28 protein-coding genes are annotated in these 25,649 nt (G+C 57.7%); 11 read left to right on the forward strand and 17 right to left on the reverse strand.

Annotated features, from left to right (window positions below; genetic code table 11):
- The first annotated feature begins 133 nt into the window (after positions 1-133).
- The 4 genes from glnK (CFI10_RS18480) (at position 134) to CFI10_RS18495 (ending at position 4,519) form a co-directional block, all read left to right on the forward strand.
- Complete coding sequence (glnK, locus tag CFI10_RS18480; protein WP_091826128.1) at positions 134-472, forward strand: P-II family nitrogen regulator; 339 nt, start codon at positions 134-136, stop codon at positions 470-472.
- A 46-nt stretch (positions 473-518) separates the two neighbouring features.
- Entirely contained in the window at positions 519-1,793 is a 1,275-nt protein-coding gene (locus CFI10_RS18485; RefSeq protein ID WP_091826130.1) for an ammonium transporter, read from the forward strand.
- A 159-nt stretch (positions 1,794-1,952) separates the two neighbouring features.
- Positions 1,953-2,291, forward strand: a complete 339-nt coding sequence (glnK, locus tag CFI10_RS18490; protein WP_091826224.1) for a P-II family nitrogen regulator — start codon at positions 1,953-1,955, stop codon at positions 2,289-2,291.
- A 179-nt stretch (positions 2,292-2,470) separates the two neighbouring features.
- Complete coding sequence (locus CFI10_RS18495; protein WP_206837479.1) at positions 2,471-4,519, forward strand: putative bifunctional diguanylate cyclase/phosphodiesterase; 2,049 nt, start codon at positions 2,471-2,473, stop codon at positions 4,517-4,519.
- 7 nt (positions 4,520-4,526) lie between these two features.
- Here CFI10_RS18495 and CFI10_RS18500 read toward each other — a convergent pair whose 3' ends face one another.
- Positions 4,527-4,679 (reverse strand): entericidin A/B family lipoprotein, encoded by a 153-nt coding sequence (locus CFI10_RS18500; RefSeq protein WP_242530056.1) that lies wholly within the window; start codon positions 4,677-4,679, stop codon positions 4,527-4,529.
- 125 nt (positions 4,680-4,804) lie between these two features.
- Between CFI10_RS18500 and astA the strand changes: the two genes are divergently transcribed.
- Positions 4,805-5,848 (forward strand): arginine N-succinyltransferase, encoded by a 1,044-nt coding sequence (gene astA / locus CFI10_RS18505; RefSeq protein ID WP_206837482.1) that lies wholly within the window; start codon positions 4,805-4,807, stop codon positions 5,846-5,848.
- On the opposite strand, the gene CFI10_RS18510 is transcribed toward astA, so the two are convergent.
- Both CFI10_RS18510 and CFI10_RS18515 read right to left on the reverse strand, forming a co-directional pair.
- Positions 5,814-7,154 carry a HAMP domain-containing sensor histidine kinase gene (locus CFI10_RS18510; RefSeq protein ID WP_206837485.1) on the reverse strand — a complete coding sequence of 447 codons (1,341 nt, stop codon included), beginning with the start codon at positions 7,152-7,154 and terminating at the stop codon, positions 5,814-5,816. The genes astA and CFI10_RS18510 overlap by 35 nt on opposite strands.
- The gene (locus CFI10_RS18515) at positions 7,151-7,861 is read right to left on the reverse strand and encodes a response regulator transcription factor (protein ID WP_277987732.1); all 711 of its coding nucleotides are present in this window, start codon (positions 7,859-7,861) and stop codon (positions 7,151-7,153) included. The genes CFI10_RS18510 and CFI10_RS18515 overlap by 4 nt, the downstream gene beginning before the upstream one ends.
- A 139-nt stretch (positions 7,862-8,000) precedes the next feature.
- Between CFI10_RS18515 and CFI10_RS18520 the strand changes: the two genes are divergently transcribed.
- A complete protein-coding gene (locus CFI10_RS18520) occupies positions 8,001-8,465 on the forward strand; it encodes a Spy/CpxP family protein refolding chaperone (protein WP_206837488.1) in 465 nt (154 codons plus the stop codon).
- 27 nt (positions 8,466-8,492) lie between these two features.
- Here the strand turns inward: CFI10_RS18520 and CFI10_RS18525 are convergent, their stop codons facing one another.
- The 9 genes from CFI10_RS18525 to ftsY all read right to left on the reverse strand — a co-directional run bounded on the left by CFI10_RS18525 (position 8,493) and on the right by ftsY (position 15,449).
- Positions 8,493-8,933, reverse strand: coding sequence for a GlcG/HbpS family heme-binding protein (locus CFI10_RS18525; protein WP_091826145.1), 441 nt, complete (start codon positions 8,931-8,933; stop codon positions 8,493-8,495).
- A gap of 18 nt (positions 8,934-8,951) precedes the next feature.
- A complete protein-coding gene (trmB, locus tag CFI10_RS18530) occupies positions 8,952-9,644 on the reverse strand; it encodes a tRNA (guanosine(46)-N7)-methyltransferase TrmB (protein WP_091826147.1) in 693 nt (230 codons plus the stop codon).
- A 48-nt stretch (positions 9,645-9,692) separates the two neighbouring features.
- Positions 9,693-10,490, reverse strand: coding sequence for a thiazole synthase (locus CFI10_RS18535; RefSeq protein ID WP_206842294.1), 798 nt, complete (start codon positions 10,488-10,490; stop codon positions 9,693-9,695).
- A 56-nt stretch (positions 10,491-10,546) separates the two neighbouring features.
- Positions 10,547-10,747 carry a sulfur carrier protein ThiS gene (gene thiS / locus CFI10_RS18540; protein ID WP_091826150.1) on the reverse strand — a complete coding sequence of 67 codons (201 nt, stop codon included), beginning with the start codon at positions 10,745-10,747 and terminating at the stop codon, positions 10,547-10,549.
- A complete protein-coding gene (locus CFI10_RS18545; RefSeq protein ID WP_206837490.1) occupies positions 10,725-11,126 on the reverse strand; it encodes a DUF423 domain-containing protein in 402 nt (133 codons plus the stop codon). Before CFI10_RS18545 ends, thiS begins: the two co-directional genes overlap by 23 nt.
- Before the next feature lie 99 nt (positions 11,127-11,225).
- A complete protein-coding gene (rpoH, locus tag CFI10_RS18550; RefSeq protein ID WP_091826154.1) occupies positions 11,226-12,083 on the reverse strand; it encodes an RNA polymerase sigma factor RpoH in 858 nt (285 codons plus the stop codon).
- Positions 12,084-12,250: 167 nt separating this feature from the next.
- A complete protein-coding gene (gene ftsX / locus CFI10_RS18555; RefSeq protein ID WP_091826156.1) occupies positions 12,251-13,240 on the reverse strand; it encodes a permease-like cell division protein FtsX in 990 nt (329 codons plus the stop codon).
- On the reverse strand, positions 13,233-13,898 hold the full coding sequence (gene ftsE, locus CFI10_RS18560; protein ID WP_206837493.1) for a cell division ATP-binding protein FtsE: 666 nt from the start codon (positions 13,896-13,898) through the stop codon (positions 13,233-13,235). Before ftsE ends, ftsX begins: the two co-directional genes overlap by 8 nt.
- A gap of 9 nt (positions 13,899-13,907) precedes the next feature.
- On the reverse strand, positions 13,908-15,449 hold the full coding sequence (gene ftsY, locus CFI10_RS18565; protein ID WP_242530057.1) for a signal recognition particle-docking protein FtsY: 1,542 nt from the start codon (positions 15,447-15,449) through the stop codon (positions 13,908-13,910).
- A 106-nt stretch (positions 15,450-15,555) separates the two neighbouring features.
- On the opposite strand from ftsY, the gene CFI10_RS18570 reads away from it, so the two are divergent.
- Both CFI10_RS18570 and rsmD read left to right on the forward strand, forming a co-directional pair.
- Positions 15,556-16,758: a hypothetical protein gene (locus CFI10_RS18570; protein ID WP_206837495.1), complete on the forward strand. Its 1,203-nt coding sequence runs from the start codon at positions 15,556-15,558 to the stop codon at positions 16,756-16,758.
- A gap of 18 nt (positions 16,759-16,776) precedes the next feature.
- The gene (gene rsmD / locus CFI10_RS18575; protein WP_206837501.1) at positions 16,777-17,394 is read left to right on the forward strand and encodes a 16S rRNA (guanine(966)-N(2))-methyltransferase RsmD; all 618 of its coding nucleotides are present in this window, start codon (positions 16,777-16,779) and stop codon (positions 17,392-17,394) included.
- Here the strand turns inward: rsmD and CFI10_RS18580 are convergent.
- Positions 17,368-17,985: a TetR family transcriptional regulator gene (locus CFI10_RS18580; protein ID WP_206837503.1), complete on the reverse strand. Its 618-nt coding sequence runs from the start codon at positions 17,983-17,985 to the stop codon at positions 17,368-17,370. The genes rsmD and CFI10_RS18580 overlap by 27 nt on opposite strands.
- Positions 17,986-18,260: 275 nt before the next feature.
- Between CFI10_RS18580 and coaD the strand changes: the two genes are divergently transcribed.
- Complete coding sequence (gene coaD, locus CFI10_RS18585) at positions 18,261-18,743, forward strand: pantetheine-phosphate adenylyltransferase (protein WP_091826165.1); 483 nt, start codon at positions 18,261-18,263, stop codon at positions 18,741-18,743.
- Between the two features lie 32 nt (positions 18,744-18,775).
- On the forward strand, positions 18,776-19,024 hold the full coding sequence (locus CFI10_RS18590) for a YfhL family 4Fe-4S dicluster ferredoxin (RefSeq protein WP_091826167.1): 249 nt from the start codon (positions 18,776-18,778) through the stop codon (positions 19,022-19,024).
- Between the two features lie 43 nt (positions 19,025-19,067).
- On the opposite strand, the gene CFI10_RS18595 is transcribed toward CFI10_RS18590, so the two are convergent.
- The 3 genes from CFI10_RS18595 to CFI10_RS18605 are packed head-to-tail and all read right to left on the reverse strand — an operon-like array spanning position 19,068 to position 22,583.
- Positions 19,068-19,604, reverse strand: coding sequence for a DUF501 domain-containing protein (locus tag CFI10_RS18595; RefSeq protein WP_206837506.1), 537 nt, complete (start codon positions 19,602-19,604; stop codon positions 19,068-19,070).
- On the reverse strand, positions 19,591-21,666 hold the full coding sequence (recG, locus tag CFI10_RS18600; RefSeq protein WP_206837509.1) for an ATP-dependent DNA helicase RecG: 2,076 nt from the start codon (positions 21,664-21,666) through the stop codon (positions 19,591-19,593). Before recG ends, CFI10_RS18595 begins: the two co-directional genes overlap by 14 nt.
- Positions 21,663-22,583, reverse strand: a complete 921-nt coding sequence (locus CFI10_RS18605; protein WP_091826171.1) for a hydrogen peroxide-inducible genes activator — start codon at positions 22,581-22,583, stop codon at positions 21,663-21,665. The genes recG and CFI10_RS18605 overlap by 4 nt, the downstream gene beginning before the upstream one ends.
- A 34-nt stretch (positions 22,584-22,617) precedes the next feature.
- Here CFI10_RS18605 and CFI10_RS18610 point away from each other — a divergent pair, with 34 nt between their 5' ends.
- Positions 22,618-23,469, forward strand: a complete 852-nt coding sequence (locus CFI10_RS18610) for an SDR family oxidoreductase (protein WP_242530058.1) — start codon at positions 22,618-22,620, stop codon at positions 23,467-23,469.
- Here CFI10_RS18610 and ppk1 read toward each other — a convergent pair whose 3' ends face one another.
- Complete coding sequence (ppk1, locus tag CFI10_RS18615) at positions 23,470-25,644, reverse strand: polyphosphate kinase 1 (RefSeq protein WP_206837512.1); 2,175 nt, start codon at positions 25,642-25,644, stop codon at positions 23,470-23,472. It lies immediately after the preceding gene.
- Between the last annotated feature and the right edge of the window lie 5 nt (positions 25,645-25,649).

Genomic DNA, 25,649 nt, shown 5'->3' on the forward strand with positions numbered 1-25,649 from the left:
ATACAAATCGCAACCTTCTGTTTTAAAAAGATAAAAACAAATTGGCACAAGCTTCGCTTAGTCAGTACACACGGCCTGACAACCCGCTCCCGAGGACGCAGGCCTTATGAGTACTGAGAAGAGGACCCAAAACATGAAACTGATCTCAGCCATCATCAAACCGTTCAAGCTCGATGATGTTCGTGAAGCACTTTCGGAAATCGGTGTGCAGGGCATCACCGTCACCGAAGTGAAAGGATTTGGCCGTCAGAAAGGTCATACCGAACTCTACCGCGGCGCAGAGTATGTGGTCGACTTCCTGCCCAAGGTTCGCATTGATGCAGCCGTAGCAGATGACATTGTCGATCAGGTACTTGAGGCGATATCCAAGGCAGCTCAGACCGGCAAGATCGGCGACGGCAAAATCTTCGTCACCAGTCTGGAGCAGGTGATCCGCATCCGCACCGGCGAGTCCGGTCACGACGCGCTCTGAACCTGCCTGACAATCGACGTTTTTTATCTCTCTGGAGGATAAAACAATGGAAGAACTACTCAATGCGACAGCCGGGGATTTGACCCAGCTGAAATATGCGGTCGATACCTTCTACTTCCTCATGTGCGGTGCACTGGTGATGTGGATGGCGGCCGGTTTTGCGATGCTGGAAGCGGGCCTGGTGCGTGCCAAGAACACCACCGAGATTCTGACCAAAAACATCGCGCTCTATGCCATCGCCTGTACCATGTACCTGCTGTGTGGCTACTACCTGATGTACAGCTCTGACGAAGGCGGCATCATTCCAAGCCTTGGCGCCCTGATCGGCGACGAGAACGGTGTTGATGCGGTGTTGGCCGGTGGCGATGATGCGCCCTACTACTCAGCCCGCTCCGACTTCTTCTTCCAGGTAGTGTTCGTGGCTACAGCCATGTCCATCGTCTCCGGTGCTGTTGCAGAACGCATGAAACTCTGGGCATTCCTGGCCTTCGCTGTGGTCATGACCGGTTTCATCTACCCGACGTCCGGCTACTGGACTTGGGGTGGCGGTTTCCTGAGTGAAGCGGGCTTCTTCGACTTCGCTGGCTCCGGCATCGTACACATGGCAGGCGCCTCCGCTGCACTTGCTGGTGTATTGGTACTGGGAGCTCGTAAAGGCAAATACGGCAAGAACGGCGAGATCAATGCGATCCCGGGTGCCAACCTGCCGCTGGCCACGCTGGGTACCTTCATCCTGTGGCTGGGCTGGTTCGGCTTCAACGGCGGTTCCGAACTGAAACTGTCTGATGTGGGTGAAGCCAACGCAGTCGCTCAGGTCTTCGTGAACACCAACGCAGCTGCTGCCGGCGGTGTAATTGCAGCCCTGATCCTGGCCCGCCTGTGGTTCCGCAAGGCTGACCTGACCATGGCGCTGAACGGTGCACTGGCTGGCCTGGTAGCGATCACTGCTGATCCGCTGAGCCCGTCCGCTCTGGCATCCAGCCTGATCGGTGCGGTCGGTGGTGCACTGGTGGTGTTCTCCATCGTAACCCTGGACAAGCTGCGTATCGACGATCCAGTCGGTGCCATCTCCGTTCACGGTGTAGTGGGTATCTGGGGTCTGCTGGCGGTACCGCTGAGCAACGCTGATGCCAGCTACGGTGCACAGCTGCTGGGTATCGTGTCCATCTTCGGCTGGGTCTTCATCGCCAGTCTGGTGGTATGGTTCATCCTCAAGGCGATCATGGGCATCCGTGTCAGCGAAGAGGAAGAGTACGAAGGGGTTGACCTGGCCGAGTGCGGCATGGAAGCCTACCCCGAGTTCTCCGGTGGCAAGAAATAAGATCAAAACTCCGGGAGGCAAGCATGCCTCCCGCGTGTTTTTCAGGCTGCGCCGATATGCGCGGCCTTTTGATTATGGGTATACTGACGCCACTGGTTTCTCCGCCGACCTTTCGGCCGGAGCTCCGTGGGATTACCACAGATCATGAGGACTTGAATGATGAAACTCGTCACCGCGGTCATCAAGCCGTTCAAGCTGGATGACGTTCGTGAAGCCCTGTCCGATATCGGCATTCAGGGTGTGACCGTCACCGAGGTCAAGGGTTTTGGCCGCCAGAAGGGCCACACCGAACTTTACCGAGGCGCCGAATATGTTGTCGACTTCCTGCCCAAGGTCAAGATTGAAGTGGCCATTGATGACGACATGCTGGATCAAGTGATTGAAGCGGTCAGCAAAACCGCCAATACCGGCAAGATTGGCGACGGCAAGATTTTTGTCATGCCGCTGGAGCAGGTGATCCGTATCCGTACCGGTGAAGCAGGCCCGGACGCTCTCTGATAACCAATGCCCGACATTATTGTCGGGCATTCAATACACTACCAAGATCATCCCTCCTCATAAACGTCTCTATTCTGAATCACCATAACCGTTGCCAACCCCGCTTTCTCCTGCCATGATGCTTTTTTATACAAAGACTAGGGGTATTCTGATGGACCAGCAGCAAATGGCGCCCTGTCATGGCCAACACGCTACCTTGTAACTCGGCGCTTGTCGCACAGCTACTGCCGGCTCTGGAGCACTCACCAGCCGGCATTTGTCTGCTCGACCTTGATGGCTGCTGCCACTATAGCAACCGCACACTGCGGCGTCTGTTGCACCATACAGAGGGCGAGCTGCCACAGGATCTTTTCCTGCAGGCACCGTTGGGATCGTTGCTGAAAAAGAACCTGGCCCATTTGGCCAGCGGTCGCCAGCACGCCTTTTCCCTGTCGCTGTTTCGCGGTCGGCATCAGCACCATAGCTTTTCTCTTCAACTAAATGCTTCCGTGCTGTACGACGAGCAGCGCAAAGTGTGCGGCTGCCTGGTACTGGCGATTGACGAACAGCAGTATCATCAGCGTGAGCTGGAGCTGCGCCAGCTGTCCAGCGCGGTCGAGAACAGCGGCAGTGCCGTGGTCATTACGGATATCAGCGGCCGCATCGAGTACGTCAATTCCCGTTTCTGTGACATCACCGGCTACAGTCTGCAGGAAGTACTGGGCCAGACACCGGCACTCCTGCGCTCGGGCGAAACCGACCCCACCACCTATCGTGATCTGTGGCGCACCATTCGCGCCAATCGCAAATGGCGCGGCACCCTGCGTAACCGACGCAAGGATGGCTCGCTGTACTGGTCGATGCAGTCGATTGCCCCGATCAGCAATGAAAAGGGTTCCATTACACACCTGGTTTCCGTAGGGGATGACATCACCCAGCTGAAGGAGTACCAGAGTCAGCTGGAGCAGCTGGCCTATTTTGACCCACTCACAGAATTGGGCAATCGCCGCGCCTTCCGCCAGCATCTTGATCAACTACTGGAACAGCCCTCAGAGCAGTATCGTGCTCTGCTGCTGATCGATCTTGATCACTTCAAGAAGGTAAACGATACAATGGGACATGAGGCGGGCGACTTGATGCTGAAAACCGTGGCCAACCGGTTGCGCTTCTGCATTCCCGAGCAGGACCGGGTATTCCGCCTTGGCGGCGACGAGTTTTCAATTCTGATTGATAATCTGGACAGCCTCGATACCCTCCGCGAGCGGGTCAGTGAAATGATCGCGCTGCTGTCGCAGCCGATGGATATCGGTACCCATGAGCTGCAGACCAGTGCCAGTATCGGCATCACCCTGATCGGTATCGACGCCTGCGATAACAGCGGACTGCTGCGCAACGCTGATCTGGCCATGTACCGGGCCAAACGTGCGGGTCGCAACACCTTTGCCTTTTTCAATCACAGCATGAACACGGAAGCACGACGTACGCTGACACTGGAACATGACCTGCGCCACGCACTGGAACAGGGCGAGTTACACCTGCACTATCAGCCTCAGGTTGACCTGAGCAGTGGACAGATAATCGGTATGGAAGCACTGCTGCGCTGGCAGCACCCAATTGATGGCAACATCCCCCCTGACGAGTTCATCCCCATCGCCGAAGAAACCGGCATGATTTTGCCCATCGGGCGCTGGGTGCTGGAGCAAGCTTGCCAGACCGCCGCGCGCATCCGCCGTCTGTACACGCGCCCCTTTCGTATGGCAGTAAACCTTTCGGCACGGCAATTTGAAGACTCTGAACTGATCTTGCAGGTCGACCAGATCCTCGCTGATACGGGCCTGCCCGGGAATTATCTTGAGCTGGAGATTACCGAGAGCCTGTTGGTCAACAATTTCGGTCATATCAACGATATTCTGCGCCAACTGCGCCGTCGTGGTATTACCATCGCGGTGGACGATTTTGGCACCGGCTACTCATCACTAAACTATTTGAAGAAGCTTGAGGTCAACCAGCTCAAGATCGACCGCTCGTTTGTGCAGGATATTCCGGGGGACCGTGATGACGTGGCGATCACCTCCACCATCATCCTGATGGCCCGCCAGCTGGGGCTGGACGTGATCGCTGAAGGTATCGAGACCGAACAGCAGCAACAGTTCCTGCTGCAGCAGGGATGCCGCACGGGACAGGGCTTCTATTTCAGTCGCCCCGTGCCCTTTAGCCAGCTACAACAACGTTGGTCACACGGGACCTGACCAAGCATCACTGAGACTTGCGTGCTGCTTCCTTGATTGCCGAACCGGCTTTTTCAATATCCTTGCCTGCACCTTCAATGGTGCTGCAAGCGGTCAGTGCGCTGGCACCGGTGAGTACCAATAAAGCACCGAACAGCATGCCAAGTATTGTTTTGCGCATAGTGAATCCTCTTGCTGCAGTCTTGTTTATCATAGCGCCCCCAAGCCCCCTGCACCATGCAGGGACCTGACCATTGTGTCCAGGCTGACTATACTCAGGCTGAACGGTACCATGCTGGAGGCTCGATGCTCAGAATAAGACCCATCGACATGGATGACCATGCACTGCTGCAAACCGTGGCAACCGAGTCAGGCACGGGGTTCACCTCGTTGCCCAATGATGCTGAACTGCTGGCACAAAAAATCGAACGCTCGGTCGAGGCTCTGCGCAGCACGGAGAAAAAGCCGCTGCCGGTCACCTACCTGTTCGTAATGGAGGAAACCGGCACCGGCGAGGTACTCGGTACCTGTGGCGTCACCGCCGCTGTTGGTCTGGACGCACCCTGGTATCACTATCACATTGGTACCATTGTGCATGCGTCACACCAGTTCAATATCCACAACGAATTTCAGACCCTCTATCTGTGTAATGACTACACTGGCAGCAGCGAGCTGTGTTCGCTGTTCCTTCGACCGGATTACCGAGGCCGTGGTGGCGGCGGGCTGTTGTCGCGGTCCCGCTTTCTGTTCATGGCCGAACACTCGCAGCGCTTTGCAGATCGGATCATTGCCGAGATGCGCGGTTTTACCGATCAGCATGACAGAAACCCTTTTTGGGAGGGGCTGGGGCAGCACTTTTTCTCCATGCAGTACCAGCAGGCAGATTTCCTGACCGGTTCTGGCAATAAGGTGGTGATCGCCGAGTTGATGCCAAAGCACCCGATCTATATCCACCTGCTGCCTGAAGAGGCTCAGGCGGTAATCGGCCGGGTACACCCCAATACCGAACCGGCCTGCCGCCTGCTGCAATCTGAAGGCTTCCGTTATGAAAACTACGTAGATATTTTTGATGCTGGCCCGACACTGGCGGCCCGGCCGAACGAAGTACGGGCCATCCGTCGCAGCCGCCGAGCCGAAGTAGTCATTGATACGGCTCCGGTACCGCCTGATGCTCGCGATTTTCTGATCAGCAATACCCGTTGCCAAGGCTTTCGCTGTACTCAGGCACGCCTTAATCCCAGCCTTAACCGGGTCCGTGTCAGCCCCGAGTTGGCGGCCTGCCTGGAGGTAGAGGCTGGCGAAACCGTCAGGCTGGTCAGTTTGCCAGCACACTCAGGGGCAGGCGGATAATCAGCTCCAGACCTTCGTCCGGGTGATTGTGCGCCTGCAGCTCTCCGCCCAGTTGCACGATGGCTCGCTGAGCAATGCTCATCCCCAGCCCATAGCCCTCGCCATGCCCCCCACTGCCCCGCACAAAGGGCTCAAACAGTTTCGGCAGCAAGTCGGGGCTGACACCTGGCCCCCGGTCTCGCAGCCGAATTTCGACCGTATCATTGTTAAGGCTGGCGCTGATCCTCAGTGCCGCCGTTTCCGGTGTATGCCTGAGTGCATTATCAATCCCGTTGTGCAGGGCCCTTTGCAGCAGCGAGCGTTGCAGGTGCAATTTCAGTTGCGGGGGCTGTACTGCGATCTGCACGGGACGGTCAGGCTGCCGAAAATGCACATCCGCAGCCAGTTCGGCAAACAACGTCTCTACACTGAACACCTCTGTGTCAAAGTTGCTGTCTGCCTGCTGCAGTCGGGTGTAGCCGACAATTTCCGCAATCAGTCCATTCAAGCGCTCACACTCACGGTTGATTCGACGTGACAGAGGGTTGTCATCGCCAAGGCGCTGTTCAGCCAGCCCTGCCGCAGCCTGCAGCCGGGCCAGGGGTGCCCGTAATTCATGTGACACGTCCTGCAACAGTCGTTGCTGGTTCAGTAGCGTCGTTTCAACATATTCCGCCATCTGATCAAACTCGCGACTCAGTTCACCGAGTTCATCTCGGCGCCGACTGAGCCGGTCATCGGCCCTGAGACTCAAGTCCTGTTGCCGGTGCAGGTTATGCACATGTCGACTCAACCGTCGGATCGGTCGAACCACCAGTGCACTCAACAACAGCCCGGAGAGTGAAGAAACTACCAGTATCAACCCCATCTGCAACGAAAACAGGCGTCCCAGCAGGCGGTCAGCGAATACCCCATCGGGAGGACGTGGCACATGCACGCGGTACTCCCTCCCGGCGTCCGATGTCAGGTTGAACACATAAGCATCAGCCGGTGGCTCACGCCGCCAGGTTGTGATCGGTTGATCACTGCCCTGCGGATAGATCCACAACCGCACACGATGGTGGTCCCGTCCCTCTCGCAGCCAGCGTGGGTCATTCTCTTCATACCGCTCCAGCATCAGCTGCGCCTGACCCCGGGCACGCGCTTCCAGCACCTCCAGCCGATGCACCGAGTCCACCCGACTGCTGAGGTAAAGAAATACGCTGGTCATGCCGATTGCACTCACCAGCCAGATCACCAGAAACATTTTCCAGAACAGCTGCCGAAACCAGCCTTTGGCCAAGACCCGCGACAGGCCAGACTGCAGACGCTGAAAGAGGGTTGTCACAGCTCCTCCCGCACAAACTGGTAGCCCTGACCGCGTACTGTCTTGATCAGATCGCACTCCTCACCAAAGGCCGTCGCCAGTTTCTGCCGAACCCGACTGACGTGAACATCCATCGCCCGGTCATAGGCCGTCAACTTGCGGTGCAGTACCCGTTCTGTCAGCAGTTCCTTGCCCAGTACCTGTCCGGCGTTTTGCATCAGCAGTGCCAGCAGGTTGAATTCCGTGCTGGTCAACTCCAACGCCTCATCATTGACTTTTACTTCACGCAGGCCCGGGTCCAGACAGATCCCCTGCATCGACAATACGTGTTGCGGCATACTGCCGGTCGCTGTGCTACCTTGGCTGCGCCGCAGAACAGCCCGTATGCGAGCCAGCAGTTCACGCGGATTGCAGGGTTTGGCCAGATAGTCATCGGCACCCATCTCCAAACCGACAATACGGTCGATATCATCGCCGCGCCCGGTCAGCATGATAACCGGCAGCTTGAATCGCGGTCGCATCTGCTGCAGCAGCTCCAGCCCACTCTGGCCGGGCATCATGATATCGAGCACCATCAGGTCAGGCACGCCCTGTGCCAGCCTGGCCAGTGCCGCCTCGGCATCATGCACCGACTCCAACTCAAAGCCTTCATGGCGCAGGTAGTCCGCCAGCAGCTCGCACAGCTCGACATCATCATCAACCAGCAATATCTGTTTCGACTGCATCATCCTGTCCTCCTGCTGACATCATAATGCCCCCGCCCTGCCAACCGGAAAAGCTTTACCCAACTTTACGCTTCAGGCACACAACTTTGCCTGTCACAGCGCCATACTGCAGCCATCTGAATGCAACAAGTGGAGAACAAACATGAAAGCACGTTCCTTGATTACCAGCCTGATCGCCGGCTCTCTGGTGCTGGGCAGCAGTGTCGCGGTGTTTGCAGGCCAGAAGGGCAACTGTGACCGTGACAGCCGACAAGAGCAGCGGGCGGAAAAACGGCTTGAGCGAATGACCGAAAAGCTCGCACTTACACCTGATCAGCAGGCCGCCATCAAGACACTGTGGCAGCAGCAGACCAGACCAGAACGTTCAGCGATGGCACGCAATGGGCTGCAAGGGCTGGATCCGAATGCGGAAGACTATGGTCGCCAGGTGCAGCAGCATATTGAGCAGGCACAGCAGCAGATGGCGAAGCACATGCAGGCTCGCGCTGATCACAAGGCAGCACTGTATGACATTCTGACCCCGGAACAGGAGCAGAAACTGGAGCAGATGCGTGATCGGAGTGATCGGCACAATGGCAAGGGATATCACGGTCGGGGAGTTGAATAAGCCTCCCTGATCCGGGCGAAGCCGACTTCAGTCGGCGTTCGCTCCGAGCGTCCCCAGCGCCGCTTCTGCGCAGGCGATGTCCTCTGCCTGAGAGGCTCCCGATACACCCACGGCACCGACACATTCGCCATTGAGGATGATCGGCAGACCGCCACCCAACATCAGCAGATCAGGGTGGGTATCCAGTGCCGCCAGCAGATGTACATCATCCGAGTTGTTGTCACGGAAAAAGTTGCTTGGCACCTTGAAGCCGGCGGATGTTCTCGCCTTGCGCAGCGCCAGCAACGACGTCTGCGGCGGTGCATCGTTCAGGCTCAACTGCGCCAGCGGCTGGCCGGAACGCCCTACCAGAGCAATGCTCACATTCACGCCCAGCGCTTCGGCCTGCTCGGCAGCGGCCGCAACCGCCTTCAATGCCGCACGATAGTCCAGTGTTGCTCGGTTGACGGTCAGATTTTCGCTCATCATTGCTCTCCCGTACTGCGCTCAATCGACGCGCTCAAAGATCAGATCCCAGACACCATGTCCCAGACGCTCACCGCGGCTTTGAAACTTGGTTACCGGGCGCCACTGCGGCTGAGGTGAATACTGCCCTGTACCGGCGGCATTGCGATATCCATCGGCTGCAGACATCACCTCCATCATGTGCTCGGCGTAGTTTTCCCAGTCAGTGGCCATGTGAAAACAACCACCGATTGTCAGCTTCTGCCGGATTTTCTGCGCAAATTCAGGCTGTACAATGCGGCGTTTGTGGTGACGTTTTTTCGGCCATGGGTCAGGGAAGAACAGTTGCAGTGTATCCAGGCTGGCATCGGGGATACAGCGCTCCAACACCTCAATCGCATCATCGCAGTACACGCGAATATTGCTCAGCTCCTCTTCGGCCGCACGGGCCAGCAGGCGTCCCACACCTGGTGGATGCACCTCAATGCCGATAAAGTCCTTCTCCGGAGCCTGGCGTGCCATTTCGATCAGGGAATCTCCCATGCCAAAGCCGATCTCCAACACCACCGGTGCCTCGCGACCAAACACTTCGGCATAATCCAGGCGACCATCCGCCAGCTCAAGTCCATAACGGGGCCAGTTTTGATCCAGTGAACGCTGCTGACCTTCGGTCATGCGCCCGGCACGCACGACAAAGCTGCGCACACGGCGCAGCGGTTTCTGCTCTTCAGTCATTTTGTATCTGTCTGTTGCGGGCGCCCCTGCAGGCACCCGGATTCGGTATCAGTTGCTGATCACGCCATCCAGCGGTGATGAAGCACTGGCGTAGGCTCGACGCGGCATACGCACGGCCAAGTGAGCTTCACGACCGGCCTGCACCGCTTTCTGCATCGCTTTTGCCATCAGTATCGGGTTTTGTGCACCGGCAATGGCGGAGTTAACCAGCACACCGGCACAGCCCATTTCCATCGCCATGGCCGCTTCCGAAGGCGTACCGATGCCGGCATCGACCAGGATCGGCACCCGCGCCTCCTCCATGATCAGGCGAATGTTGTGCGGGTTCTGGATCCCCAGTCCAGAGCCGATCAGCGAGCCCAGCGGCATTACCGCCACACAGCCGATCTCTTCCAGGCGCTTTGCCACAATCGGGTCGTCGTTGGTGTAGACCATCACCTTGAAGCCATCATTGACCAGGGTTTCGGCCGCCTTCACCGTTTCGATGATGTTGGGGTAGAGGGTTTTCTGATCACCCAACACCTCCAGCTTGACCAGATCATGGCCGTCCAGCAGTTCACGGGCCAAACGACAGGTGCGAACGGCATCGTCAGCGGTATAGCAGCCTGCCGTATTGGGCAGCAGGGTGTAGCGTTCGGGGCTGATCACGTCGAGCAGGTTGGGCTCGTCCGGGTTCTGGCCCAGATTGGTGCGGCGTACGGCCATGGTGACGATCTCGGCACCACTGGCGGCAATCGCCGCACCGGTTTCAGCCATATCCTTGTATTTGCCGGTACCAACCAGCAAACGGGAGTTGAAGGATTGTCCTGCAATGATCAGCGGATCGTTGTGTTCCAGTTCTGACATCATCTGTACCCTGATATGAAAATGGTTATGTACTGTGCCGTTGCAAGGTTATTTCATCAGCCGCCGCCGATCGCATGCACGATCTCGATCCGATCACCCGCCTTAAGTGGCGTATCCGCATGTGAGCTGCGTGGAATGATCTCCAGATTCAGCTCGATCGCGATACGCTTGCCACTTAGCTCCAGTTGAGCGACCAGATCACTCAGATTTGACTGTTCTGCCACCTCAAGCGGTTCACCGTTCACCTGAATCTGCATTGTTCTTACCCTGTTGATAGATCGAAAAGGCCAGTACCAGCCAACCGGCAATGAAGGCGCTGCCGCCAAGCGGTGTGATGGCTCCCAGCCAATGTACGCCGCTCAATGCCAGCACATACAGGCTGCCACTGAAGATCAGAATACCCAGCAGGAACAGCACAGCAGCCCAACGCAGACCTCGGCTATCATCTCGCTGCAACAACAGCCCTACCAGCAAGAGTGCGAACACATGGTAGAACTGGTACTGCACACCGATCTGAAACACCTCCAGTAAGCGCTCACTCAGCTGACTGCGCAGGCCATGTGCGGCAAAGGCTCCCAGTGCTACAGCCACGGCTCCCAGCACTGCAGCGATTGTCAGTGTAAAACGCGCGGACATCGGACTCTCCTGAGCAGACATTATAACGGTTTGGCGCCACCTGCCTGAAATGAAAAAAGCCGCACAGCGGCGGCTTTAAGATGGACACGAAACCGGGGCTCATGCCTCCAGCATCGCACCTCGAATTTTCTTCATGGCATTTTTTTCCAGCTGGCGGATGCGCTCGGCCGACACACCATATTCAGCTGCCAGCTCATGCAGGGTGGCCTTTTCGTCAGCCAGCCAACGTCGAGCCAGAATATTGCGACTGCGCTCGTCCAACCCCTCCATGGCGCTCATCAGCCTGCGCTGGGACTCCTGCTCCCAGTTGGACTCTTCCAGCTGCATGGCAGGATCCGCCGAGTGGTCTTCCAGGTAAGCAGACGGGGCCAAGTAACGGCTGTCTTCATCCTCGCTTGCCAACGCGTCAAAGGCGGTGTCATTGGAGGCCATGCGGCCTTCCATCTGGCGTACTACCTTGGCATCAACACCCAGATCAGCTGCGATGGCATCCACTTCTTCGTTATTCATCCAGCTCAGTGACTTCTTCTGTGAGCGCAGATTGAAGAACAGTTTGCGCTGCGCTTTGGTGGTCGCCACTTTAACGATGCGCCAGTTGCGCAGGATGAACTCATGCATCTCGGCCTTGATCCAGTGCACCGCAAAGGACACCAGACGAACACCCATGGTGGGGTCGAAACGCTTCACGGCCTTCATCAGGCCCACATTGCCTTCCTGAACCAAGTCACCCAGCGGCAGACCGTAGCCGGAATAGCTGCGTGCAATGTGTACGACAAACCTCAGATGCGACATGACCAGCTGACGTGCCGCTTCAAGATCGCTCTGGTAATGGAGACGCTCCGCCAGCTCCCGTTCCTCATCTGCAGTGAGGATCGGAATCGCACTCACAGTCTGAACATAGGCATCGATATTACGGCCCGGTGACAGATGTTCAATAACTTGCAAGCTTGTGCCCATCTAGGAATGACCTCGCAAAATACGTTAATCCCAAGGATTGATTGCTCGTTACAGTGACCTTTTATAGCCGCGAAAGTTCCACTGCGCCACTGCCATAAACAAGCGGCCGAAAAACTTAACGTGAAATGGTCCGCAGAGCAAGCCCTGCAGACCTGCTCCAGACGCGATCAGTTATCTCCCGGTTCGATCTCGTTCAGGTGACGCGTGACCGCAAGCCATGACCCGGTAAGCCCCAGCAGTGCAGCCGTTGCCAACAGGCTCAGCGTCCCGACCAATCCCAGCCCTCTGACTTCAAACCGGTTCAGATACAGATCGGCCAGGGCCTGCGCCGGTGCGGTCAGCATCAGCAGCGCCAGCTGTACCAGCAGCCAGGCCAGCAGGCCTCCGATCAGTCCGTACCAAAAACCACTGTACAGGAAAGGCCGACGTACCCAAGCATCGGTCGCCCCAACCAGCTTACTGACGATGATCTCGTCACGGCGGCTCTCGATGGTCATGCGCACGGTATTGCCCACCACCAGCAGAACCGCCATTGCAAGCAGGCCGCCAAGGACATAGCTGCCGCGCTTGGCCAGGGCGATGATCGCATTGAGGCGCTGCACCCACTCCATATCCAGCTGAGCTTCATTCACGCCCGGCAACGCCTGCAGTTCGGCCTGCAGCAGCGGCAGCTGGACCGGGTCACTGGACAGGGGCGTCACCATGATTACCGCCGGCAGAGGGTTGTGATCAAAATAGTCCAGCAGGTCGGCAAAGGCAGTATAACTGCGGAAATCCTCAAGCCCCTTGTCCCGGCTGATCAGCTCAACCGAGCTCAAATCATCCCGCAGCAACAGCTCACGACTGAAACTGTCGATCGACTGATCACTCAACTCGGTCTGCATGTACAGGGCAATTCGTGGCTCCGGGTCCCAGCCTGAGGTCAGCGTCTGCAGGTTGCTCAGTGCCGTAAACAAAAACCCCGGCAGTGCCAGTGCAATCGCCAGTACCGCCAGTGTCATCAACGAAGCCACCGGTGTCTGCCGCAAACGCACCAGTGCCTGACGCGCTACAAGTGCATGATGGCGCCGCCAACTGCGGCTGCGGTCGGCAAACTGAATACGGTGCTGCTGCGCACCGCGTCGAGGGGGCTGGGCCTGTGTTTCTTTTCTAGCCATCTGCCACCAGCCTGCCGTTTCTGAGTGTGAGCATGCGATGTTTCATCCGGTTGATCAGCGACAGATCATGGCTGGCAATCAGAACAGTGGTTCCCACCTGATTGAACTGGCCAAACAGGCGCATGATATCTTCCGACAGTTGTGGGTCCAGGTTACCGGTGGGCTCATCCGCCAGCAGCAGCCGGGGCTTGTGCACAATTGCACGGGCAATGCCCACTCGCTGCTGTTCACCGGTCGATAGCGTGATCGGATTGTGTTTTTCTCGTGCCAGTAACCCAACCTTGTCCAGTGCCGCCCTGACACGACGGGCCGCATCGGCGGGGTCATAGCCGCTGATCTGGAGCGGCAGTGCCACGTTGTCAAAGATCGAACGGTCAAACAGCAGGTGGTGATTCTGGAACACCACACCGATCTGGCGCAGCAGATAGGGGATCTGCGAGCGGTGCAGCCGGGACAGGTCCTGTTGTCCCACCCAGATCTGACCTCGACTGGGCCGCTCCATCAGCATGATCAACCTCAGCAGGGTGCTTTTGCCCGCCCCTGAATGCCCGGTGAGAAACGCCATCTCGCCGGACTCCAGTTCGAAGTCCAGGTTGAGCAGGGCGTCCTGACCACTGGCATAGCGTTTGGAAACGTTACTGAACCGGATAGCTGCCATCGCGAAATCTCAATCGAACAAAGCGTGTACGAACTCGTCCGCTTCAAATGGGCGCAGATCATCGACTTGCTCACCCACGCCGATAAATCGGATCGGCAGGCCAAACTGCTTGGCGATGGCGAAGATGATGCCACCCTTGGCGGTACCATCAAGCTTGGTCAACGTGATACCGGTCACGCCCACCGACTCCTTGAACTGCTTGGCTTGGCTGATGGCGTTCTGACCAGTACCGGCATCCAGCACCAGCATCACTTCATGCGGAGCATCAGGGTCGAGCTTCTGCATCACGCGTACCACCTTCTGCAACTCTTGCATCAGGTTATCCTTGTTTTGCAGTCGACCCGCCGTATCCGCGATCAGCACATCGACTCCCTTGGACTGAGCGGACTGCAACGCATCAAAGATCACTGACGCGGAATCGGCACCGGTGTGCTGAGCAACCACTGGAACACTGTTGCGTTCACCCCATACCTGCAGCTGCTCCACGGCAGCAGCGCGGAAGGTATCGCCCGCAGCCAGCATCACCGACTTGCCTTCAGTCTGATACTTTTTCGCCAGCTTGCCGATGGTGGTGGTCTTGCCTACGCCATTGACACCAACCATCAGGATGACAGCCGGTTTCTTCTCTGGCAGACGCAACGGATGCTCAACACCACCGAGCAGCTCTCCCAGTTCCTGCTTGAGCGCCTCTTTCAGGGCTTCGGCATCCTTCAGCTGCTTGCGCTCGACGCGATCCGTCAGACGCTCGATGATTTCGGTGGTGGCTTCAACGCCAATATCCGCCATCAGAAGGGTGGTTTCGATCTCTTCGAGCAGGTCGTCATCAATTTCCTTGGCACCGAGAAACAGATCACCCAGCTGCTCGGTCAAGTTCGCTTTGGTACGGCTAAGGCCAGACTTGATGCGATCAAACAGGCGCTTTTTCTGCTGTTCGGGTGCTTCTGCCGCCAGCTTTGCTGCTTCGGCAGCCTCAGCGGCCTGACGCTCTTCTTCGGCCTGCATTTCCGCTTGCGCTTGCGCAGCCCGCTCAGCTGCCGCCTGGCGCTCGGCCTCGGCGGCGACTTCTGCAGCCTTCCGAGCAGCTTCTTCCGCCTGACGAGCCACTGCTTCAGCTTCCTGCTGACGCGCAACTTCACGTGCCTGTCGAGCCGCCTCCTCTTCTGCCTTGAGCGCCACCTCTGCAGCAGCCTGCTCTGCCTGCTGTTTGGCCTCCGCTTCGGCCTTCTCGGCCGCACGGCGCTCAGCCTCTGCAGCCGCCTCGGCAGCAGCCTGTTCTTTTGCTACCTGCTGTTCAGCCTTTTGACGCTCGGCCTTTTCAGCCGCTTCGGCCTCACGCTTCGCAACCTTCTCGGCTTCTGCCACTTCGGCGGCACGGGTCTCTTCAATCCTGCGCTGAGCATCCGCCTGAGCCTGCTGCTCCAGCCGTTGCGTGCGGCGTTTTGAAACCTGAGCAATCACCAGTACCAAAACGACCAGAAAAACCCCTGCAATCCAGGGCAAAGTGGCAGGGTCAAGACCGCGATCGGCCATCCAGGTGTAGAGCGCTTCCATAGTCTGTAATATCCACCGTAACAGCCCGTCTGACGGGCATGAATGAAACGAATCAACAAGGCTGGCTATCTTAGCACAGAGCCAACGCCGACAAACCCGGAGATGCATGATGGAAAGCAAATCCCGCCGTTCAGCCCTGTTAAGCCGGGGCCAGCTGCGACTGCTGATCTGGGTCCTGCCGGTTGTTATCCTGTTGCTGTCCCTGTTGGGACCAGAATCACAGCCAGAAGCTGTCATCAGTGCCGACTCGGATCGGCGTATCTATCAGCAGGTAATCCCACAGCAGACACTGTTCCGCCTGCACCTGATCGCTCCGCACCCACCCGCACTCGACGCCAGTACCCAGCTGCGACAGCGTCTGATCACACAGGCCTGCATCATGCGCCTGCAAAAACCGGATGAGCTGGGTGACTGGCTGTCAGCTCAGGGCTGGGAGGTACAGGTGCAGTCGAATGCCGGCTACCGGTTGCTGCAGCTGAAAAGCGGCAGACCCTTTGCCGATAGTGACGTGCGACAACTGCTGCAGCAACTGCAAACACCTCCCACAGTTGACTGGTCGGCGCTGTTGCAGCGTACCCAGGCCGAACAGTACATGATGAGGCAGAATGCAGAGGTCTGGCTGGCCAGTCCACCTTCAAGCAATGAGCACCTTTCGCTGGATCCGCTGGCTGATTATGCACGGCAGCTGCAGCCGTCAGACTGGCGAATAACCCTGACCGGGCCTAAATACCAGTCATTGTCGTCCGTCATATTTGACCCGGCACCATCATCGGCACCCTTTGAGGATTTGATGCTGAGCCCGAAGCCGCTGCCGGTTACGCCAGCCGCAGACGCCCAGCTACAGCTGCACCGCTGGACTTTGCCTCAGGTGAAATCGATACAGGACTTCGCACAACTGCTGTTGGGGCGGGAGCTGGTTGTCCAGCCGCTTTCACGATGGTTGAAACAGCAACTGGCAGACGCACCCGCTCATCAGGCCGGGTACAGCCTGCGCTGGGAAGCGACTCAAAGCGGTGGGCTCGTGACATTACTGCTGCAAGGCGAACAGTGGCCCGAGATCCCTGCCTGGCTGCCACAGCAGCTACAGCCAGAAAATGTGGAAACAGCACGCCAGACCCTGCTGAAACAGCTGGAGGGCAATACTGGGCAGCAGCAATGGATGGACCTGCTGGCCCTGTATCAACTGCCTCCGGACAGCCTGCAGCGCTTGCCCACACAGCTGGAAGTACTGGAATTGTCCGCCATGCAGCAGTGGTTGCAGTCACAGCTGCTGTCTGATTACTATCACACCCTTTCTCTGCCGCACTAAATTTCAAGGACTCTGCCCATGCCGCGCCGCAACAACCACCGCCCACAAAAAACCAGAGTTACCGATACATCCACGGTGCGTATCATTGGCGGTGAATGGCGCGGACGCAAACTGAATTTTCCCGAAATAGAAGGACTGAGGCCAACACCGGATCGAGTCAGAGAAACCCTGTTCAACTGGCTGCAGGGCTACCTGCCGGGGGCACGCTGCCTGGACCTTTTCAGCGGCAGCGGCGCGCTGGGCATCGAGGCTCTGTCTCGGGGTGCCGCCTCGGTAACCTTTGTGGATCAGGCCACGGAAGTGGTGAGTCAACTTAGAAGCAATATCAATCTGCTCAAGGCGCAAAACGCCGAGATCATCGCCGCATCGGCTCTCGACTGGCTCGACAGGCGCCAGCCGGATCAGGAACCCCGCTACGACCTGGTATTCATGGACCCGCCCTTTCACAAGGGGCTGGTGGCACCAATCTGTGAAATGCTGGAACGTCGCAGCCTGCTGCGTGAAGAAGCGATGATTTATATTGAGACGGAAAAATCGCTGACACTGGATACATTGCCGGCCAATTGGGTTATACACCGGGAAAAAGCTGCCGGCCAAGTCGCCTATCGTCTATTTGTAAGGCAGCCCAGCGAATAGCAGCTCTACCAGCTGCTCCCCTCGCGCCTTAAGGCCAAAGCTGCGACTGGTTCTTAACCATTCATGCAGCAAGCCGTTCATGGCCTGTTGCAAGGTGAAGGCAAGCTCGACAGGGTCTGGCTTTTTTCTGAGCTGCTTCTGCTTGCGTGCCTGTTTCAGAAATCGGCGCAGCTGGTCAAGCCACAGTTCACGATTCTGTTCCAGAGAGTCAGACAAAGGCTTCAGGTCATTACACAGCACCACCGGCTGATAGAACACTCGATACAGGGCACATGCCTCGGCATCCTGCTCAAATCCGTCCAACACGCCAAGCAGATACAGCTTCAGGGCCGCCAGCGCATCCTGTTGCAGCGCCTGACACTGCTCCAGCCAGACCGGCTCGAACGGCAGCATCCAGGCATGGTGGATCTGCTGCAGCAGATCAGCTCGATTGCGAAAATGCCAATACAAGGCTCCGTGGGTCACGCCCGCTACCTGTGCAATCTGCTTCAAGGTTGTGGCTTCAACCCCCTGTTCACTGAACAGCTTCAGCCCCGTTGCCAGCAGCTGCTGCCGCGTCTGTTCCGCTTCTTCCCGTGTACGCCTGGCCATGGTCGTTGTACCGCTCCCTAACACTTTTACATTTGAGGGGGTATGGATAACAAGCTAACCTAAGTGTAGTCGTACTGGCACGCAAGCCGGTTACGAAGGGTTTAACAAAAGCGTCATAATTGACATGGACGTATATAACCCTTAAAAATAAAAAGGTGAATTTTAATAACCTTTTTGTTATCTATCATTCCTCTAATCTATTTGTGTGCCCCCCGCAATTGGGCTAACATCCGCTCGAACAGTGTTGCCACATGATGCAAAGGTCAGCAACCGATATGAATACGGCGATCTATCCAGGCACCTTCGACCCGATCACCAATGGCCACTCCGATCTGGTTGGGCGCGCTTCGCGTCTGTTTGACCGGGTTGTGGTGGCTGTAGCCGCCAGCCCCAAGAAAAAACCGTTGCTGTCTTTGGATGAGCGGGTTGAACTGGCCAAAACCGCGCTGTCCCACCTGCCCAATGTGGAGGTGATCGGCTTCGATTGTCTGCTGGCAAATCTGGTCCGCGATCAACAGGCCAACATTATCCTGCGCGGACTGCGAGCCGTATCCGACTTCGAATACGAGTTTCAGCTGGCCAACATGAACCGCAAGCTGGCCCCTCAGGCTGAAAGCCTGTTCCTGACACCGGCGGAGCATCTATCCTATATCTCTTCCACCTTGATCCGCGAGATTGCGGCACTGGGTGGCGATGTGGATCAGTTTGTACACCCGGCGGTTGCCAGTGCACTGAAGCAGCACCAGAGCCAGAAATAACGAACCTGTCAGAGCGAGTGAGGTAGCCAGTCATGGCATTGATGATTACTGACGAATGCATCAACTGTGATGTATGCGAGCCGGAATGCCCCAACGAGGCAATCTCTCCGGGTGATGAAATTTACGAAATCGACCCGGGCAAGTGCACAGAGTGTGTCGGTCACTATGACACGCCGCAGTGCGTTGAAGTATGCCCGGTTGACTGTATTCCGAAAGATCCGGACCACGTCGAAACCGAAGACATGCTGATGGACAAGTACCACAAACTGACCGGCAACTGAGGTCAGGTGCAGGGCGTGAGTTCATACACGCCAGCAGCATTGTTTACAGCCGGATTTCGGTCCGGCTGAGTTCAAATTCCTGCTCCAGCCTTTCACCGATTACGTTGTCCCCTTCCGCCAGCCAGTGTGCATACTGCATGTGCAGGCAGCGTACCTTGTCCCACTGTGCAATACCGCCAATGCCATAGCGGGTATACAGCTCGGCAAGCCCCTTTTCCTCTATGCGCGCCCGATCTTCCGGTCGCATCAACGCCTGCCGACGCTCCACATAGCGCTGCTGCTGGGCGTAAAAGGCCTCGCGCAGTGTTTCATTCTGCTGCAGCTCTTCCTCGATCTGTTTGACCCAACCATTCGCCTCAATGCGACTGATCGCCACATCCAGGTCCTTCGAGCTGAGCCAGTAGAGCGTCGGGAAAGGGGTATCCCCCAGCAGGCTGCGCATCTGCAATACCAGCGGAATACCCGTTTCTGTCTGGCAGGCGATCGCTTCAATCCCTCGAGGCGTGCGTCCGATCTGGCGCTCAATCAGCAGCAGCTGTTCCGGGGTCGGTTGCGTTCGGGTGGTATCAAACCTGTGCATAGTCTTCTCCGCTGCCCAGCCAGCGCCGGATCAGGCTTTCATTCAGTGCTGGCAGCTGTTCAAGATCAGCTGCCAGCTGGTGTATTTTGGGCAACAGGTCGGCATCACGCTGCAGGTCAGCAATACGAAACTGCATCATGCCGGTCTGACGTGTACCCAGCACTTCGCCGGGCCCGCGCAGTTCCAGATCCTTTTCGGCAATGCGAAACCCATCGGTGGTCTCTCGCATCACGGCCAGCCGCTCGCGCCCCTGTTTCGACAGCGGCGCATGGTACATCAGGACACAGAAGCTTTCGACACTGCCACGCCCTACCCGCCCACGCAACTGATGCAGTTGCGCCAGCCCCAGCCGTTCAGGGTTTTCAATGATCATCAGACTGGCGTTGGGGACATCCACACCCACCTCGATCACAGTGGTCGCCACCAACAGATCCAGTTCGGCAGCCTTGAAGCGGGCCATGATCTCGGCCTTCTCGGCCGGCTTCATGCGACCATGTACCAGCCCGATGCGCAACTGTGGCAACGCTTCCTTAAGGCTCTCGGCCGCCACTTCCGCCGCCTGACACTGCAGTGCCTCCGACTCTTCAATCAGCGTGCAGACCCAGTAGGCCTGTCGCCCCTCTTCGCAGGCCTGACGCACCCGCTCGACCACTTGATCCCGGCGCGAGTCGGCAATCACCACAGTCTGAACCGGTGTGCGTCCCGGTGGCAGCTCATCAATGATGGAGCAGTCCAGATCGGCATAGGCGCTCATGGTCAGCGTGCGGGGAATGGGCGTTGCCGTCATGATCAATTGATGCGGACTGCGTTCTCCGTTACGCCCCTTTTCACGCAGACTGAGGCGCTGATGTACGCCGAAACGGTGCTGCTCGTCAATCACCACCACACCCAGATCGGCAAACACCACCTCCTCCTGAAACAGGGCATGGGTGCCAACGGTGATCTGTGCTTCGCCGGTGCGAATGGCCGCCAGCTGAGCCTCACGTGCCTTGCCTTTCACCTTGCCCGCCAGCCAGGCTACTCGAATCCCCAGTGGCTCCAGCCAATTGCTGAAATTCAGATGATGCTGTTCAGCCAGGATTTCGGTGGGCGCCATTACCGCCGCCTGCAAGCCGTTTTCCACCGCCTGCAGTGCCGCCAGCACAGCAACGACGGTCTTGCCGGAGCCCACATCGCCCTGTACCAGACGCAGCATGGGAAGCGGTTTTTGCAGATCGCGGGCAACTTCTCTGGCCACTCGCAGCTGTGCCGCCGTGAGTGAAAACGGCAGCTGATCAAGAAAGGGGCGACTCAACTCACCCGTAGCACGCAACTGAGGCGCCCCCTGCTGCTGCACCTGGCGACGTATTTTTTGCAGTGACAGATGGTGCGCCAACAACTCCTCCAGCGCCAACCGACGCTGCGCGGGGTGCTTACCTTCCAGCAACAATGCTTGATCCGCATCCACCGGAGGATGATGCAGATAGCGGATTGAGTGCTGTAGATCGGGCAGTTGCCAGCGCGATCGCAAGGCTTCAGGCAGCAGGTCATCCAGCCCCTCCCGTTCCATCCATTCCAGTGCCAATGCAATTAACGAACGGACACGGTTCTGCGTCATCCCTTCCGTCAGCGGATACACAGGCGTCAGGCTTTCAGCCATCCGCGCAGCGCCTTCAGTTTTCAGCAGTTTGTATTCAGGGTGTACCATTTCCAGCCCGGCGGGGCCGGGACGAGCCTCACCAAAGCAGATCAGTCGTTTACCTGTCGACAGGCTGTTTTTCTGCGCCGCATTGAAATGAAAAAACCGCAGCGTCAATGTGCCGGTACCATCCTGCAGCCGGCACAGCAGGCTGCGTCGACGCCCCTGTACAATATCTGCCGCACGAATCGTGCCTTCAACAACGCCTTCATCGCCAGGTCGCAATGAGCCGATCGGCAGAACGCGGGTACGGTCCTGATAGCGATTGGGCAGGTGTAGAATCAGGTCCTGCACCGTACGGATGCCCAGCCGCTCCAGCTTCAGCTCCAGCGCAGTACCGACGCCTTTCAGCTCAGTAACCGGCACACCGCCTGCCACACTCACGCTTTACCCTTGTCCTTGCTGACCTTGACGCTGCAATGATTAATTGCTTCCACCAGCACATCGATCGCCTGAGGTCTGGGGAAGCTGGCTCGCCAGGCCACTGCCACCGTACGCATCGGCTGGGGCTGCTTGAAGGGCCTGACTTCAATCAGTTCAGTAGTGGGGTGATTTTCGATGGCTGACAGCGGCAACACGCTGGTTCCCAGCCCAGACGCCACCATCATGCGGATGGTTTCCAGCGAGCTGCCTTCGGTGACTGTATGCTGATCATGAAAGGACTGGTTCAGCGTCGGACAGGCTTCCAATACCTGATCACGGAAGCAATGCCCTTCACCCAGCAACAGCATGCGAATTTCATTCATCTGTCGAGAGTCGATCTCCTGCTGTCCGGCCAACTCATGCCCCTTGGGCATTACCATCATAAACGGCTCATCATAGAGCGGACGCGTCAGCACATCAGACTCGTGGAACGGCAGTGCAACGATGATCGCATCCAGTTCACCGTTGCGAATTTTGGTACGCAAGTTCTCGGTAAAATTCTCTTCGATATACAGCGGCATGTTGGGTGCCAACCGTTGAATCTGCGGGATCAGCTGCGGAAACAGGTAAGGGCCGATGGTGTAGATGGCACCAATGCGAAGAGGACTGGCCAACTGGTCCTTGCCTTCACGCGCCAGCTCTCGCACCGCTTCGGCCTGCTCCAGAACAGTCTGGGCCTGACGGACCACCTTCTCGCCCACCGGGGTCACCCGCACGGCATTCTTGCTGCGTTCGAACAGCGCAACCCCCAGTTCTTCCTCAAGCTTCTTGACTGCAATCGACAGTGTCGGCTGGCTGACAAAACAGCGCTCGGCGGCATGGCCAAAGTGCTGCTCCTGGGCCAGAGTGACAATATATCGAAGCTCCGTCAGCGTCATCGGCGCGTACCTCTGTTAGGATGAACGTAAATCAATGAGTGGGGTAGTCATGCAGGAACAACGAGTGCTGATCGCGGGCTGTGGCGATGTCGGAACCCAGCTGGGGGTAAGGCTGAGTACGCAGGGAGCACAGGTGTTCGGGCTTCGCCGTACTATAAACCAGCTTCCCGCCGGCATCCATGGCATTGCCGCCGATATGACCGATCCGGATACGCTGGGGACTTTGCCGGCCTGCGACTGGCTGTTTTACACTGCTGCCGCCAAGAGTCGAGACCCCGACATATATCGCCGTACCTATGTCGATGGATTGAAACATGTGCTGGACGCCTTGCCGACGCCCCCACGCCACCTGTTCCTGACCAGCAGCAGCGGTGTGTATGCCCAGACCGAGCATGAGTGGGTGGACGAGCAGTCCGTCACCGAGCCGGACAGCGAGAGCGGCCGCATTCTGCTGGCCAGCGAACAGCTGGCCCTGAGCAGCGGCATACCCGCCACGGTGGTACGGTTCAGCGGCATTTACGGCCCTGGACGAAATCATCTGCAGCGACTGGTCGAATCCGGCATTGCCGCCCCCCGTGAGCCACTGCATTACAGTAACCGCATTCACAGCGCGGACTGTGCCGGTGTACTTGAGCACTTGCTGCAGCTGGCATTGCAGGGACAGACATTAAAACCGCTGTATCTGGCCAGTGATGACGCACCCACGCCGATACATGAGGTGATGGAGTGGCTTGCCGCTGAGCTGGAGGTCGAAGTTCGTGAGCGGCAGGCGGTGCGTCGAGGCGGCAGTAAGCGTTGCAGCAACCGCCGACTCAGAGCCAGCGGCTACCGCTTTCGCTATCCGGATTTTCGTAGTGGCTACGTGGAGCTGCTGCGAAAAGTGTGATCAGACCGCCAGCTCGTCCAGCAGCTTCTGCTGCGCACTGAAGCGCTCTTCCCCCTCTTTCGGCTGCACCAGGGTGTAACTGCCATCCGAGTGCAGCTCCCAGGCCTGGGCGTTGTCCTGCAGGTAGTAGTCCAGCTCCTTGCGAATGCGCTCAGCGTTCTTGCCGAACAGCTCGAAGCCGGTTTCCACTCGGTTGAGCATGTTGCGCTCCATCCAGTCGGCGCTTGAACCGATCACCACCGGCTTGCCGCCATCATTGGCAAACCAGTAGATGCGGGTGTGCTCCAGAAAGCGACCGATGATGGAACGTACCCGGATGTTCTCGGAGATCCCTTCCAGCCCCGGGCGCAGGCGGCACATGCCACGGATGATCAGATCGATCTGCACACCGGCCTGTGACGCCTCGTACAGCGCACGGATCAGTTTGGGCTCCGTCAGGCCGTTCACCTTGATGATGATGTGCCCCTGCTTGCCCGCCTTGACGTTGCGAATCTCGTTCTGAATCAGTTCCAGCATCTTGGCGTGCAGCGTGAACGGCGCGTTGTACAGCTTCTGCAGCTTCTGGATCTTGCCCATGCCGGTGAGCTGCTGGAAAATCTTGTGAACGTCCTCGCCCACTTCGTTGTCGGCGGTCATGTAGCTGTAGTCGGTGTAGAGCCGCGCGGTTCCAGAGTGGTAGTTGCCTGTGCCGAGGTGGCAGTAGCGCACCAGTTCGCTGCCTTCGCGGCGCACGATCAGCATCATCTTGGCGTGAGTCTTGTAGCCCACCACACCGTACACCACCAGACAGCCCGCTTCCTGCAGACGGCTGGCCAGCTGCAGGTTGCTCTCCTCATCGAACCGCGCCCGCAGTTCGATCACCACCGTCACTTCCTTGCCATTGCGTGCCGCTTCCACCAGCGCGTTGACGATGTCGGACTTGACCCCGGTACGGTACAGGGTCTGCTTGATCGCAATCACGTCGTTGTCTTTCGCCGCCTGACGCAGCAGGTCCACCACCGGAGTAAAGGACTGGAACGGATGCAGCAGCAGCTGGTCGTTCTTGCGCAGTGCGCTGAAGATGTCTTCGTTGTTCTTCAGCTTGTTGGGCAGGTTTGGAGTGAAGCTTTTCCAGCGCAGCTCTGGGCGCTCCACCAGATCCCGTACCGCCATCAAGCGTGTCAGGTTGACCGGCCCGTTAACTCGATAGACGTGGCTGTCCGGAAGATTGAACTCTGCCTGCAGAAAGCTGATCAGGCTCTCGGGCGTACGGCTGTCCACTTCCAGCCGCACCGCATCACCGAACTTGCGCGAGTGCAATTCGCCGCGCAACGCACGGGCCAGGTCTTCGATCTCCTCGAAGTCGAAGCTGAGGTCGGCGTTACGGGTGATACGGAACTGGTAGCAGCCATCCACCTTCATCCCCGGGAACAGCTCTTCGGCAAACTCATGGATAATCGATGACAGGAAGATCAGATTGTCACCGCCATCACAGAGCTCGTCCGGCAGACGGATCAGGCGCGGCAACGAGCGCGGAGCAGGAATGATCGCCATGCCGGTCTCACGGCCGAACGCGTCCTTGCCATCCAGCTCAACGATGAAGTTTAGGCTCTTGTTTACCAAGCGCGGGAAGGGGTGGGAGGGGTCCAGCCCAATCGGGCTGATCACCGGCACGATTTTCTCTTCAAAGTAGTCCCGCACCCAGGACAACTGTTCCGCCGTCCAGTCACTACGGCGGCGGAAGTGGATATTTTCTGCTTCCAGAGCCGGAAACATTATGTCGTTCAGAATCTTGTATTGCCGCTCAATATTGATGGCACAGATCTCGGCAATCTTGTCGAGCACCCTCTGCGGGTGCATTGCATCCGGCCCCACCGCCTCACGGCCATACTTGAGCTGTCGCAACTGCTCCGCCACCCGAATTTCGAAAAACTCATCCAGGTTGCTTGAAAAGATCAGCAGAAACATCAGCCGTTCCAACAAGGGGTAGCTTTCATCCAGCGCCTGTTCCAGCACTCGCACGTTGAACTGCAGATGGCTCAGTTCCCGGTTGATGTACAGCTCGGGCGCTTTCAGATCCACCGGCAGTTTTTCGATCGGATCAATGGTCGGCAGTATCTCCCGGCTCTCCAGCAGGGCTGCGGTGGCTTCGCTCTGCTCCAGCGTCACAGTCACATCCTGACTGATATCATTCATTGCAC

Origin of the sequence: Marinobacterium iners, from assembly GCF_017310015.1 — a bacterium.
In the GTDB taxonomy this organism is placed as follows: domain Bacteria; phylum Pseudomonadota; class Gammaproteobacteria; order Pseudomonadales; family Balneatricaceae; genus Marinobacterium; species Marinobacterium iners.